This is a genomic window from Roseomonas sp. OT10 (assembly GCF_020991085.1).
Lineage (GTDB): Bacteria > Pseudomonadota > Alphaproteobacteria > Acetobacterales > Acetobacteraceae > Roseomonas > Roseomonas cutis.
Genome location: NZ_CP087719.1, coordinates 4,589,078 through 4,601,659, shown reverse-complemented (window position 1 = coordinate 4,601,659; position 12,582 = coordinate 4,589,078). Strand labels below are relative to the sequence as shown.

Below are 12,582 nucleotides of genomic sequence, written 5' to 3'. Positions count from 1 at the left end.
ACGCTGCCGTGGGACAGCCTGCGACGGGGTCACGGCGCCGAGGAGCTTGGCTCCTCGGCGAGCACGGCCGCAGCACTTGCTGAAGCCCTCTGAAGCTTTTTCGGAGTCCCGCCTGTCCGCGCTCCGTCAGGGTGCAGCCCGAAGGCTGACACCCACCGGAAGCACCAGACTCCCAGCGGGGGCCGGGGCCCGCTTGTGGCCCCGGCAGGGGAGGGTCTGGGAGGGGACGGCGTCCCCTCCCGGTCCGCCGCCGCAACACCACAGCCTGACGGGCCAGGTCATCCTGCCGCCGGTATGCAGAAAGGCGTGGCTTCTGTTGCCCTGATCTATGGCCACACCTCCCTCCCTCACCACTGCCGCAGATGCAGGCCCCATGCCGGCTGGGCCGCTTCGCCATGGCGGCCAGATGCCCACAGCCGACATGGACGTCCCGCTGAACCAGCGGCGCGACGACGACGTGGGTCGCCTCTCAGAGAAGGCGGCAACCTGTCATGCGATATCCGGGGGCGCTGCGAGCATCTCGCTTGGAAGCCGGATGGGTGAGGCATCCAGCCTGAACACGGTGCCGGCCTGCAGGGCCGGAAAGCATCGCGTCACCAGGGGATCGTGACCGGGGATGATCAGCGTGGGCCCCGACGCCAGGCGGTGCAAGGTGCGAAACGCCTCATACATATCGCCGAGATGACAGATCAGGGGGAAGGGATTCTCCTCGAGGAGGTTCTGGTAGAGGTGCATCGCATCGGAGGCGAGCACCATCCAGCCCCGCCGCGTCAGCACCCGCACCACCTGCAGCCCCGCGCTGTGGCCGCCGACGCGATGGACCGTCACGTTGGGCGCGATGACGTCCTCGCCGTCGTGGAACGTCACGCGGCCCGCATAGACGGCGCGGACCATGTCGCACGTCACCTCCACCCCGAAGGGATGGGCGACGTGCCGGTGCGCCATGTAGCGACCGGTGGCAAAGGCCATTTCGGCGTCCTGAAGGTGGAAGGTGGCGTTGGGAAACTGCGTGATGCCGCCGGCATGGTCGAAATGCATGTGTGTCACGATCACGTCGCGCACCGTCGCGGCATCGATCCCGGCGGCGGCGAGCGCGTCGCGGGGCTCCAGCAGCACCTCCCGGTTGCGCCGTGCGGCCTCCCGCGTATCGAAGCCGGTATCGACGACGATCACCCGCTCCGCGTTGCGAAGAACCCAGATGAAGAAGTCCAGCGGATAGGGCGCATCGGCATGCAGGTCGACCCGCAGGAGGTTGTCCCGCCGGCGACGGCCCGCGAAGGTGGCATAGCGAAGCGCCAGGACTTCGTAGGTATCCTCGGTCATCGGTCATGCCTCCACGGGCGATCGGCGAGGCCGGCGTGCCGAAGGCCGATCCCCGGCACGGCGGTCATGCCGGCCAGGTGCGGTAGCGGGACAGGGCATCCAGGTCCGGCACCGCGCCGAGGCCGGGGCCGGCCGGCACCGGGACCTGTCCGTCTCGCACCGGCAGCAGCGTGCCGACCACCAGATCCCGGGCGGCGTTCGGATGGCAGTCGAATTCCAGCGTCCCGTCCCCGCCCGCGGCGGCGAGGAGGTGGAGCGCGGCCAGCAGCGCGACACCCCCGCCGAAGACATGCGGGCAGAAGGACTTGCCGCGCGCGACCGCTTCCGTGGCGACCGGCGCGTTGCCGGTGATGCCGCCCCACTTGGTGATGTCGGGCTGGACCACCCGCAGCACATGGCCCTTCGCCGCTGCGAGAAGGTCCGTGCCGCGCAGGTTCTCTCCCCCGGCCAGGCTCACGGGAGACAGCCGGGCGAGCTGCGCCCATTCCTCCGCGGAGCGATCCACCCGCAGCGGCTCCTCCAGCCAGCGCAAGGCGAAGGGCGCAAGCGCTTCGGCCATCCGCAGCGCAGCCGGCAAGTCGAGAGCCTGGTTGGCATCCACCATCAGCTCCGCCTCCGGGCCGAGCGTCTCCCGCAGGGCGTGGACGTTGCGCAGGTCCAACGCCTCGCCGAAGCCGATCTTCAGCTTGAAGGCCCTGTGGCCCTCGGCCTGGCGGGCCAGGGCGAAGCGCTCCGGTTCGTCCGGGTTGATGCCCGTCGCATAGACGGGGACATCCGCCACGGGGGTGTCGCGCAGCAGGCGGTAGAGGGGCACGCCTTGCTTCCGGGCGAACAGGTCCCAGACGGCGATGTCGAGGCCGGCCAGCGCCTGCGCGATCGGGCCCACCTCCGCCGTTTGCAGCACCAGCACGTCCAGCTCCGCCTCCAGCCGGTGGAACACCTCGGCGGGCGTGGCGAAGGCACAGCCTGCGATCCGCTCGCCGATATCGGCGACGAGACGGGCGCGGTGCTCCGCGCCCACGGCGGGCCAGTTGCACCACGCTTCGCCCCAGCCCTGCGCCCCGTCCTCGTCCGTGACGCGCACATAGACGGCCGGCCGGTCGCGGAAGGTGCCGAAGGCGACCTTGATCGGCTGCACGATCGGGACCCGGAAGCTGAAGGCCTCGACCCGGGCGATGCGGATCATGCCGCGGGCTTCCAGAGGGGTTCGGGCAGGCCGGGGACGCCGGGCTCGAAGGCCAGCAGCGCGCCGGCCAGGGGATGTTCGCGCAACTCCGTCTCGCTCATGGCCTGGCTGGTGGTGGTAACGTAGAGGGTCTGGAGCGCCGGCCCGCCGAAGCCGCAGCTCGTCGGCCTGTCGACCGGCGTGGGCACAACGCGGTCGATGCGCCCGTCCGGCGCGTAGCGGACCAGGCGGGCCGAATGGAACTCGGCGTTCCACAGGAAGCCTTCCGCATCCACCGTCGAGCCGTCCGGAAAGCCCGGCGGGCTGGTTCGCGCGATGTCGCGCCCCGGCTGCGGAACCCCCGTCCGCGGATCGAAGGGATGTGCCTCGATGGCACGCCGCAGCGAGTCCGCGAAGTACATGGTGCGTCCGTCCGGGCTCCAGGCCAGGCTGTTCGGAATGCAGATGCCGTCGCGCACGGGAGTGAGCCGCGTGCCGTCGAGGCGGAACAGCGTGCCCTCCGGTGCGCGGGTGTCGTTGTGCATGGTGCCGACCCAGAAGCGGCCCTGCCGGTCGCAGCGCCCGTCGTTGAAGCGGTGACCGGGCGGCCGGTCGGGGAGCACGGCCACCGTCTCCGTGCGGGAGGCGGCCCAGTCGTACAGCGCCACCTCCCCCGCAAAGGCGACGAGCAGGCGCCCCTTTCCCGCCAGCGCCAGGGAGCCCACGAGGTCGGGCATGACGCGGGTTTCGACCTGGCCGTCCCGATCGAGCCGGCGCAGCGCCGGGCGGCGGATATCGACCCAGAAGAGCGACTGGGCCTCCGCATCCCAGACCGGGCTCTCGCCCAGGATGTCCCGCTGCGACCCGATCCGGCGGAAGGTCACACCGTCCGCCCCCCATCCACGGGGAAGTCGACCCCGGTGATGAACTCCGCCTCGTCGGAGGCAAGGTAGAGCGCCGCATTGGCGATGTCGGACGGGCGCGACATGCGGCCGAGGGGGATGGTGCCGATGAACTTTGCCCGGTTCTCCGGCGTGTCCGGCACGCCCATGAAGGTTTCGAGCAGCCCCGTCTCCCCCATCACGGGCGAGATGCAGTTGACCCGGATCCTCCAGGGCGCCAGCTCGACCGCCAGCGACTTGGAGACGAGGTTCACCGCCCCCTTGGTGGCATTGTACCAGGTGAGGCCGGGGCGTGGCCGGATGCCGGCGGTGGAACCCACGTTGAGGATCACGCCACCGCCCGCGTCGCGCAGGATGGGCGCGATCTCGTTCACGAAGAGGAAGATCGACTTCACGTTCACCCGGAACATGCGGTCGAACTCCTCCTCCGTCACCTCCAGGAGCGGCTTGTTGCGATGGGCGATGCCCGCGTTGTTGACGAGGATCCCCGGCGTGCCGAGCCTTTCCCGGGCTTCGGCCACCACCCGCGCCACGTCCTGGGGCGAGCCCACATCCGCCTGGAGCGCGATCGCCGCCCCGCCCAGCGAGGCCGCCACACGCTCCGCGGCCTCCCCGCGCAGATCCACCACGGCGACCCTGGCGCCCTCGGCCACGAAGCGACGGGCGATGCCCTCGCCGAAGCCCCCGCCCGCGCCGGTGACGATCGCGACCTTGTCGGCGAGCCGCGTGCCGCCTCTCTCCACCTCGCTCATGGCCACAGCATCTGCGTCTCGACCGAGATGATCGGGTCGATGCGGGAGGTGAAGTTGGGCAGGTCGGCGAGGAGCGTCCGGCCCTCCGCGCTGGCGAAGGCGGCGTGCAGGTCCTCCTCGGAATCGAACCACAGCTCGGAGAAGCCGTCATAGCCGAAGGCCGCGAAGCGCTCCCGGTCCACCAGGTTCACGGAATAGCGCCGCAGGCCTGGCAGCTTCTTGCACAGGGTCGCGTGCGTCCCCATCCAGTGGGCGACGAACTGCTCATGCGTCATGTCGTCGCGCCGCTTCAGGATGCCAAGGCGCTTGACGTAGGTCCGGCTCATGTCGGGTTCCCTGCGGGGGTGGCGGGCGGCGCGGCGCCCTCGACCACGACGATGTTGGAGCGGGACGCACGCAGCCGGACCTGCTTGGCCGGCGCGTATTCCGCCGAGTTGGCCCAGGCCTCCGCCTGCGCCCGGTCCGGGAACTCCAGGATCACCAGCCGCTTGGGCTGCCAGTCGCCCTCCAGGACGCCGTGCGGGCCGCCGCGCGCGAGGAAGCGGCCGCCGAACTTGGCCACGGTCGCCGGCGAGAGCTTCTTGTACTCCTCCAGCAGTTCGGGGTTGGTGACTTCCATGTCGTTGATGACATAGGCAGGCATGGCATCGTCCTTTGCTATGCGGAATCGGCCAGCGCCGGCTGCGCGTCGATCATGCGCAGGCGGGCATTCTCGAGATGGGCGCGCATCGCGCGGCGGGCTTCCTCCGGCCGCTTCTGCCGGATGGCGACGAGGATGCGGGTGTGGTCGGCTAGCACGCTGCGGCTTCGCTCCAGATGCGCGAAATGCGACAGGAAGCGCGACAGGTTGACCCCGTGCGAGATGTCCTGCTCGACGGAGCAGATCGCGTCGACGAAGCGGCGGTTGTGCGAGGCCGTGGCGACGGCCAGGTGGAAGCGGAAGTCCAGATGCGCCGCGGGGCTGCCCTCGAGGGCGGCACGCGCGTAGCGATCGATCGCCTCCTGGATCGCGGCAAGGTCGGAGTCGAGCCGGCGCTCGGCCGCGAGGGCCGCCGCCTGGGGCTCTATGGCGTGGCGGAACTCCAGGTTCTCCAGCATCTCCTGACGCTTGCGGACCACCTGGGTGGACGACACCTCCTCCGGCAGCGCCTTCTGCACGAAGGACCCGGCCCCGCGTCGCGAGGTGATCACGCCCTGCTCCCGCAGTCGCTGCAGCGCCTCGCGCACGACGGGGCGCGAGATCTCGAACAGGGCGCACAGCTCCTTCTCCGAAGGAAGCGGATCGCCTTCCCGGAACTCGCCAGTGACGATCTTGTGCAGCAGCACGTTGTAGGCGTGGTCGGCCAGCCGGCCGCGCGCCGCCGTCGGGAACTCGCCGCCCTTCACGACGCCCCTCCCGCCCGCGCGCTGCGGAGGTTGTGCACGTGGACGTGCCGCCCCGCCTCCACGGGTGCCGAGGCCAACCCGATGGCCTGCCCGTACTTGACCACCGCCTGCCCCTGCGCGATCGGCAGGAGGCTGATCTTGTGGCACATGGGGATCGCGTCGATGGCCGGGAGGAGCCGCACGTCGGCGCCACAGGCCACGCGGATGGACTCGCCCGCGGCCACGGGCCGCAGCACGGTGGCGACGTTGTCCGCCGCCTCAAGGCGGATGGCATCCGTGTCCATCACAGGGCCTGCCCGAAGCGGCTGAGCACCTCGTCCCCCTCCCGCGTGATCTCCCCCCAGGTCGCCTCGCCCGAGGCGATGTCGAGCAGGCGGCGGCGCAGGGAGAGCGCCGCTTCCGCCAGGCTCTCCCGGCCAATGAAGGCCGGGCTCGCGTCGTAGTCGAGCTGCTCGCCCAGGGCGGCGCAGGTCTCGGGATTGGCGCTGAGCTTGATCGTCGGGGAGAGCGCGCTCGCGTAGGGATTCCCGACCCCCGTGGTGAAGAGCATCACCTGGGCACCGGACAGCACGAAGCCGGTCAGCGACTTCGGTGCGTAGGCGGAGGCGTCCATGGTCCACAGGCCGCGCCGCGGCGGCGCATCGCCATAACCGAGCAGGCCCTCGATCGGGCGCGACCCGCTCTTGGCGACGTTGCCCAGGGACTTCTCCTCGATGGTGGAAAGGCCGGCGGCGATGTTGGTCGGCCCCGGATTGCTGCCGAGCAGGTCGAGGCCCGCCGCCACCGCGATGCGCTCCCGCTCCAGCACGGCGCCGGTGATCGCGGCCGCCGCGTCCGCCGTACGGGCGCGGGCCGCCAGCAACTGCTCCGCACCCAGCCATTCCAGCGTCTCGCCCAGCACCGCCCAGCCGCCCGCATCCACCAGCCAGTCGGCCAGCAGCCCGAGCAGGGGGTTCGCGACCAGGCCGGAGCTCGGGTCGGAGCGCCCGCACTCCAGCCCGATGCCGAGGGCCGCGGCGGGTTCGGCAGTGCGCCGGTCCCGCGAGATCAGCCGGGCGAGCCCCGCCCCCGCCCGCAGCGCGCGGTCGGTCAGCGCCAGCCCGTCATGGCCGCAATCGTCCAGCGTGAGGCCCACATGCGGCCGCCCGCTGGGCGCGATATCGGACAGCGCCTGGCGCATCACCACCGGGTTGTCGCCCACCAGCACGCAGGCGCCCACGTTCGGATGCGTCGCGAGCGCCGCGATGGCCCGGCGGTGCAGGAGGAGGTCCCGCCCGACCAGCCCGGCGCTGTGCGGCAGCACGACGACCACGGCGCCCGCCAGAGCGGCGGCAACGCGTCGCGCCGTCCGGCCCGTCAACCCGCCCGTGGACAGGACCAGCAGGTGGTTGCGGACCCCCACCTGCCCGTCCGCCCGGCGGAAGCCGAGGAAGGTCGCCATGTCGCCGCTGCCGGGCAAGGCTTCAGGCCACCCGCATCAGCTGCGGATCGGCCGGCCGCACCTTGATGCCGAGCTGGTCCTCGCGGATGCGCATCAGCGCCGCGGTGTCGCGGCTGGCGAAGCCCTTCTCCATCGCCTCCTCCAGCGTGCGCTGGCAGGCGGCGCCGACATGCGGCTCGAAGCCCTGGCTGCGCGCAAGCTCGACCGCCTGGCGCACGTCCTTGCAGGCCAGCTTGACCATGAAGCCCGGTGAGTCGTCGCCCTTGAAGGCCTTCTTGGGCATGGCGACGTAGAGCTGGGCGTTGTTCGCCATGGTGGTCTTCATGACCTCCATCATCAGCTCCAGCGTCAGCCCGCACTTGACGCCGATCGCCAGCGCCTCCGTGTTCGCCGCCATGATCGTGGTGGCGAGCAGGTTGTTCACCGTCTTCATCGCATGCCCGGCACCGACGCCGCCGCAGAGGTAGGTCTCGTTGCCCATGCAGTCGAGCACGGGCTTCACCCGCTCGATCACCTCCGGCTTGCCGCCGACCATCAGAGTCAGCGTGCCGGTGGCGGCATGCTCGGAGGTCTTGCCCACCGGGCTGTCCACCATCTCGATGCCAAGCGCCGCCAGCTCGTCGGCGATGGCGCGGGAGGACACCGGGTCGATCGTGCTCATGTCGATCACCACGCCGCCCGGCCGCATGCCCCGCGCCGCACCGTCCGGTCCCAGCAGCGCCTCCCGCACGTGCCGCGGCTCCGGCAGCATCGTGACCACCACCTCGCTCGCCGCGCCGACCTCGCGGGCCGAACTCGCCCCCGTCGCGCCCGCCTCCACCAGCCGCCGCACCGCGTCGCCGTCCAGGTCGAAGACGGTCAGGTCATGGCCGCCCTTCAGCACGTTCGATGCCATGGGCCCGCCCATCACGCCGACCCCGATGAATCCCACCTTCATGTCACGCCCTCCGTTCCTGTCCGATCAGCTCTGCTCGGCCCACTGGTCGATCTCCCAGACCGGCCGCCCGCGCAGGTCGCCGACATCCGTGCGGGTGAACTCGCTCGCCGCCGGCTTGCCGCCGAGCCGGTCGAACGCCTCCTTCACGATCGGGGCGGTGCGCCGGAACGATTCCTTGACCTGGCTCCAGGTCAGCGGCGCCGGGATCATCTTGGAGTCGACGAGATACTTGGATGTCTCCAGAACCGCGCGCGCATCCGCCTCGGTCGGCCAGATCCAGCCGCGCCGCGCGATCACGTCGTCGTTGACCACCTTGGCGCCCTGCGTCGGGTCCAGCTTCCAGAACTCCTTCACCAGCTGCGAGACAGCCCCCGCCTCCATGGCCGTGAGCGCGTTCACCGCATCCTGCTGCGCCATCAGGAAGGCGAGGGCCACCTTGGGATTGCGGTCCAGCAGGGCGTTGTTCACCAGCCAGAAGGAGCGGTGCAGGTAGTAGCCGTCCGGGAAGAAGGGGGAGCGCCGCACCGAAGGCAGCATGATCCCGCCGCCCTCGCCCTCCGGGCCCTTGTAGTAGTCCTCCGTGTAGCCGAAGGAGTTCATGATCCCGGCGGTGCCCGTGCTCTCCGCCGCAAGGAAGGCGGGGTAGACGGTGATGGCCGCATCCATCCCGCTCGGCACCTGGGCCGCCTGGGCAAGGGTCGGCGTGTTGACGACCCGGATGCCGTGGTCCCGCGGATTGGCGCTGCCCAGTTCCCAGCGCATCATCTGCGTCAGGGCGTTGTACGGGTCGCCGCCCAGCAGCGCGCCGACCGTCTTGCCCTTGATGTCCTGGATGGTGCGGATCGGCGAACCCCGGCGCGTCGCCAGCACCAGGCGCAGGTGCCCCTCGCCGACGACCATCAGGCTGATCGGCAGCTTGGCCGAGATCGCGCGGATGATCGGCGTGTTGCCCCACATCCCCATGTCGAGGTTGTTGCCGACGATGGCCTCCACCATCGGCAGCGCCGTCGGATAGTCCCGCCAGTCGACGGTCAGGTCGACGCCCAGCTCCGCCGCCCGCCGCTCGAACAGCTTGTTCTCGATCATGTACTGGGTCATGGGCGAGTTGTAGGCGGCCCAGGGAATGCGCCCGACGGACACCTTCGCCGCCTCCCGCCCGCCCTGCGCCCGGGCCAGCCACGGCATGGCGAGCGCCGCGCCCCCGACTCCTCCGAGCAGAAGCCGCCGCCCGATCGTCAGATCCCTCATGAACGTCTTCCCATCGTCTTTTGTTGTCGTTTCCGGTTCAGGCAATCGCCTCGTAGGCCTCGGTCCGGATCAGGTTCCAGATCTCCTCCGAAAGCTGCCCGAAACGCGGGTTGGCACGCGCATGCTCGCCGCGTGGCCGCGGCAGGTCCACGGGGATGACGGCCCGCACCCGCCCCGGATGACGGCTCATCACCACCACGCGGTCGGCGAGGAACACCGCCTCCTCGATGTCGTGCGTGATGAAGACCGCCGTCCTGCGCTCGCCCCGCGGCGCCGTCTCGCCCCAGATGCGCAGCAGCTCCGCCTGCAGGATCAGGCGCGTCTGCGCGTCCAGCGCGCCCAGGGGCTCGTCCATCAGCAGGACCTCCGGGCCGTTGGCGAGGAGGCGCGCCAGCGCCACGCGCTGCCGCATCCCGCCCGAGAGCTGGTGCGGGAACTTGGCTTCCGATCCCGAGAGGCGCACCAGCTCCACATGCTCGCGGATCCGCGCCTGCACCGCCTCCCGGCTCATGCCGTTGCCCGGCGTGCCGTTGCGCAGGCCGAAGCCGATGTTGTCCTCGACCGTGAGCCAGGGGAAAAGCGCATAGTCCTGGAACATCACGCCACGGTCCGCACCCGGCCCGGTGACGGGGCGGCCATCGATCTCGATGCTGCCGGAACTGGGCATGTCGAGCCCGGCGATCATGTTCATCACCGTGGACTTGCCGCAGCCGGACGGGCCCACGATGCAGATGAACTCGCCTGCCTGGATGTCCAGGTTCACCTCCGCCACGGCCAGGGTGCGCGTGAGGGTTCGGGGAGAGGTGAAGGCCTTGGTGACGTTGCGCAGGCGCAGCTTGGGTCCGGTCATGTCACTGCCTCCAGGGCACGAGGTGACGCTCGGCCACGCGGAACAGCCGGTCGATGGCCAGCGCCACGACGCCGATCACCACCATGCAGACCACGATGCCGTTGAGGTCGATGCTGTAGGCGTAGAAGACGAACATCATCGCGCCGATGCCGCCCGAGCTGCCGCCGCCGGACTTGGACCCCACAGCGAGCTCCGCCGCGATGATGGCCGTCCAGGCGACGCCGAGCGCCAGGCGGGCGCCGAGCAGGATGCCCGGCAAGGCCGCCGGCAGCACCACCTTCAGCAGGATGCGGTGCCGGGGCACCCCCATGGTGCGCGCCGCCTGCAGCAGCTTGCGGTCCACCTGGGCCACGCCGTGCACGGTGTTGAGCAGGAGCGGGAAGAAGGCGGCGTAGCTGACGATCGACAGCGACGCCGGCGTCCCGGTGCCGAACCACATGATGGCGATGGGCAGCATCGCCATCGGCGCCACCGGGCGGAAGCCTTCCACGATCGGCTCCAGGGCCGCGCGGATCGTGCGGTTGCTGCCCATGGCGATGCCGAGCGCGATGCCCAGCACCAGCGCGATGGCGAAGCCGCTGATCACCCGGCCCAAGCTCTGTGACAGCGAGGAAGGCAGGTCGCCGCTGCCGACGAGTTGCAGGAAGGTCGTGGCCACGCGGGCCGGGGACGGCGCCCGCGTCTCCTCCGGCAGGGTCATCGCCCAGGCCTGCCAGCCGGCCAGCAGGAGCAGCGGCAGCGTCGCGCCGCGGATCAGGGGCGTCCAGCGCGAGCCAGGGCGGGGCGTCGCGGCATCGAGGAGGGAGGCGCTCATCAGGCCAGCTCCGTCCCGGTCGCCCAGGGCGTCAGGCGGCGCCGCAGGCCCTGGATCAGGAGGTCACAGGCATAGCCCACGATCGAGACGACGATGATGTAGGCGAAGACGTTGGGGCTCATCAGCAGCTGCCGGTACCATTCGATGGCGAAGCCCAGCCCGCTCGGCGAGCCGATCAGCTCGGCGGCGATGATCGCGGCCCAGGCGCCGGCGAAGGCGATGCGCACGCCGACCATCATGGTGGGCAACGCGCCCGGCAGCACGACCAGGCGGATGATCCGCGCCTGGCTCACCCCCATGGTGCGCGCGGCGGCCACGAGCTTGCGGTCCGTGCCGCGCACCCCCGCCACGGTGTTCAGCAGCATGGGGAAGAAGGCCACGTAGGTCATGATGAAGACGGGAAGCGTGCCGCCGACGCCGAAGATGAACAGGCCGAGCGGGATCCAGGCGATGCCCGAGATCGGGCGGAGCATCTCCACCAGGGGGTCGACGTAGCCGTTCACCCGTTCGCTGAGGCCCATGGCGAAGCCGAGCGGCAGGGCCAGGGCGGAGGCGACCGCCATGCTGAGCAGCAGGCGCAGGAAGCTGACCGAGACGTTCTCGTACACCTCCCCGTCCAGCACCAGCTCGACCAGGGCGGCGAAGACGGCGGCCGGGGTGGGAAGCTGGATCGGGCTGGCGACCCAGGCGGCCACCCCCCACCACAGCAGGACGAAGCAGGCAACGGACAGGATGGAGGTGAGGGCCGGCAGGCGGAGGAGGTCACGCCACGCCGCCGACGGCTCTCCCGGGACCGGGACGGTGCCGACCGGGGCCTCCGGCGCTACGGCCGGCACGTCCTTTCCGGTGCCGGCCATTCGGCCCGGCACTGCTTCCGCGATGCTTTGCATCCTGCAGCTTCCTCCCCAGGAAGTCTGTTTCGATCACTAACCTTGAGGGCCATAAGTTGTCAACATAATTTGCATGTTGTCAGCGTGTCACGGCGAGGAATCCGCCATCGACATAGATCACCTGGCCGTTGATGTAGGCGCCGGCCTCCGAGGCCAGCAGCAGCGCCGCCCCGCACAGATCCTCGGGGCGCCCCCAGCGCCGGGCCGGGGTCCAGTCGCGCACGAAGTCGTGGAATTCCGGGATGTTGGCCTGGCTGAACTCCGTTGCGGTGTAGCCTGGTGCCAGCGCGTTCACCGTGACCCCGGTGCCGGCCAGGTCGGCCGCCATGGCGCGGGTCAGGCCATGGATGGCGTTCTTCGCCGTGACGTAGGGGGCGAGCAGCGGGCGCGACACGTGCCCCATGATGGAGCCGAGGTGGATGATGCGGCCGCTCCCCTGCTCCACCATCACCCGCGCCGCCTGCTGCGCCACGCTGAAGCCGGCGGTCACGTCCACCTCCAGGACGCGCCGCCACTCCTCCAGCGAGAGATCCAGCATGTGCTTGCGCACGATCACGGCGGCGTTGTTCACCACGACGTCGAGGCGGCCGAGATCGCGCCTGGTGCGCGCGATGGCATCGGCCAGCGCCGCCTCGTCCAGGATGTCGAAGACCTGCGCGGTGGCGTCGGCACCGGCGGAGCGGAGCTGCTCCGCCCGTGTCACCACCGCCTCGTTGCGGTCCACCAGCACCAGCCGGGCCCCGGCGGCGGCAAAGCCCTGTGCCAGCCCGGCGGCGATGCCGCCGGCGCCGCCCGTCATGAACACGACGCGGCCTTCGAGGGAGAACAGCGCGCCGGGCGCGAGGTGCTGGAACATGGCAGACGGGCTCCTGAG

At 70.7% G+C, this 12,582-nt stretch carries 15 protein-coding genes; all 15 read right to left on the bottom strand.

The features are described from left to right. Nucleotides 1–489: 489 nt before the first annotated feature. Entirely contained in the window at nucleotides 490–1,323 is an 834-nt protein-coding gene (locus LPC08_RS20980) for an N-acyl homoserine lactonase family protein (protein WP_230450179.1), read from the bottom strand. Nucleotides 1,324–1,387: 64 nt separating this feature from the next. Continuing rightward, the gene (locus tag LPC08_RS20975) at nucleotides 1,388–2,509 is read right to left on the bottom strand and encodes a mandelate racemase/muconate lactonizing enzyme family protein (RefSeq protein ID WP_230450178.1); all 1,122 of its coding nucleotides are present in this window, start codon (nucleotides 2,507–2,509) and stop codon (nucleotides 1,388–1,390) included. Continuing rightward, the gene (locus LPC08_RS20970) at nucleotides 2,506–3,372 is read right to left on the bottom strand and encodes an SMP-30/gluconolactonase/LRE family protein (protein WP_230450177.1); all 867 of its coding nucleotides are present in this window, start codon (nucleotides 3,370–3,372) and stop codon (nucleotides 2,506–2,508) included. Before LPC08_RS20970 ends, LPC08_RS20975 begins: the two co-directional genes overlap by 4 nt. Next, nucleotides 3,369–4,142 (bottom strand): glucose 1-dehydrogenase, encoded by a 774-nt coding sequence (locus LPC08_RS20965; protein WP_230450176.1) that lies wholly within the window; start codon nucleotides 4,140–4,142, stop codon nucleotides 3,369–3,371. Before LPC08_RS20965 ends, LPC08_RS20970 begins: the two co-directional genes overlap by 4 nt. Further along, complete coding sequence (locus LPC08_RS20960) at nucleotides 4,139–4,468, bottom strand: EthD family reductase (protein ID WP_230450175.1); 330 nt, start codon at nucleotides 4,466–4,468, stop codon at nucleotides 4,139–4,141. The genes LPC08_RS20965 and LPC08_RS20960 overlap by 4 nt, the downstream gene beginning before the upstream one ends. Continuing rightward, the gene (locus LPC08_RS20955; RefSeq protein ID WP_230450174.1) at nucleotides 4,465–4,785 is read right to left on the bottom strand and encodes a DUF1330 domain-containing protein; all 321 of its coding nucleotides are present in this window, start codon (nucleotides 4,783–4,785) and stop codon (nucleotides 4,465–4,467) included. The genes LPC08_RS20960 and LPC08_RS20955 overlap by 4 nt, the downstream gene beginning before the upstream one ends. 14 nt (nucleotides 4,786–4,799) lie before the next feature. Then, nucleotides 4,800–5,528 (bottom strand): FadR/GntR family transcriptional regulator, encoded by a 729-nt coding sequence (locus LPC08_RS20950; protein ID WP_230450173.1) that lies wholly within the window; start codon nucleotides 5,526–5,528, stop codon nucleotides 4,800–4,802. After that, a complete protein-coding gene (locus tag LPC08_RS20945; RefSeq protein ID WP_230450172.1) occupies nucleotides 5,525–5,812 on the bottom strand; it encodes a UxaA family hydrolase in 288 nt (95 codons plus the stop codon). The genes LPC08_RS20950 and LPC08_RS20945 overlap by 4 nt, the downstream gene beginning before the upstream one ends. After that, entirely contained in the window at nucleotides 5,812–6,969 is a 1,158-nt protein-coding gene (locus LPC08_RS20940) for a UxaA family hydrolase (protein ID WP_230450171.1), read from the bottom strand. The genes LPC08_RS20945 and LPC08_RS20940 overlap by 1 nt, the downstream gene beginning before the upstream one ends. Nucleotides 6,970–6,991: 22 nt before the next feature. Further along, nucleotides 6,992–7,906: an NAD(P)-dependent oxidoreductase gene (locus LPC08_RS20935; RefSeq protein WP_230450170.1), complete on the bottom strand. Its 915-nt coding sequence runs from the start codon at nucleotides 7,904–7,906 to the stop codon at nucleotides 6,992–6,994. A gap of 24 nt (nucleotides 7,907–7,930) precedes the next feature. Continuing rightward, entirely contained in the window at nucleotides 7,931–9,154 is a 1,224-nt protein-coding gene (locus LPC08_RS20930) for an ABC transporter substrate-binding protein (RefSeq protein ID WP_230450169.1), read from the bottom strand. Between the two features lie 37 nt (nucleotides 9,155–9,191). Further along, nucleotides 9,192–10,004, bottom strand: a complete 813-nt coding sequence (locus LPC08_RS20925) for an ABC transporter ATP-binding protein (RefSeq protein WP_230450168.1) — start codon at nucleotides 10,002–10,004, stop codon at nucleotides 9,192–9,194. Nucleotide 10,005: 1 nt separating this feature from the next. Then, nucleotides 10,006–10,818 carry an ABC transporter permease gene (locus tag LPC08_RS20920; RefSeq protein WP_230450167.1) on the bottom strand — a complete coding sequence of 271 codons (813 nt, stop codon included), beginning with the start codon at nucleotides 10,816–10,818 and terminating at the stop codon, nucleotides 10,006–10,008. Continuing rightward, nucleotides 10,818–11,675 (bottom strand): ABC transporter permease, encoded by an 858-nt coding sequence (locus tag LPC08_RS20915; protein WP_230450166.1) that lies wholly within the window; start codon nucleotides 11,673–11,675, stop codon nucleotides 10,818–10,820. Before LPC08_RS20915 ends, LPC08_RS20920 begins: the two co-directional genes overlap by 1 nt. Before the next feature lie 112 nt (nucleotides 11,676–11,787). Then, a complete protein-coding gene (locus tag LPC08_RS20910; RefSeq protein ID WP_230450165.1) occupies nucleotides 11,788–12,564 on the bottom strand; it encodes an SDR family oxidoreductase in 777 nt (258 codons plus the stop codon). Between the last annotated feature and the right edge of the window lie 18 nt (nucleotides 12,565–12,582).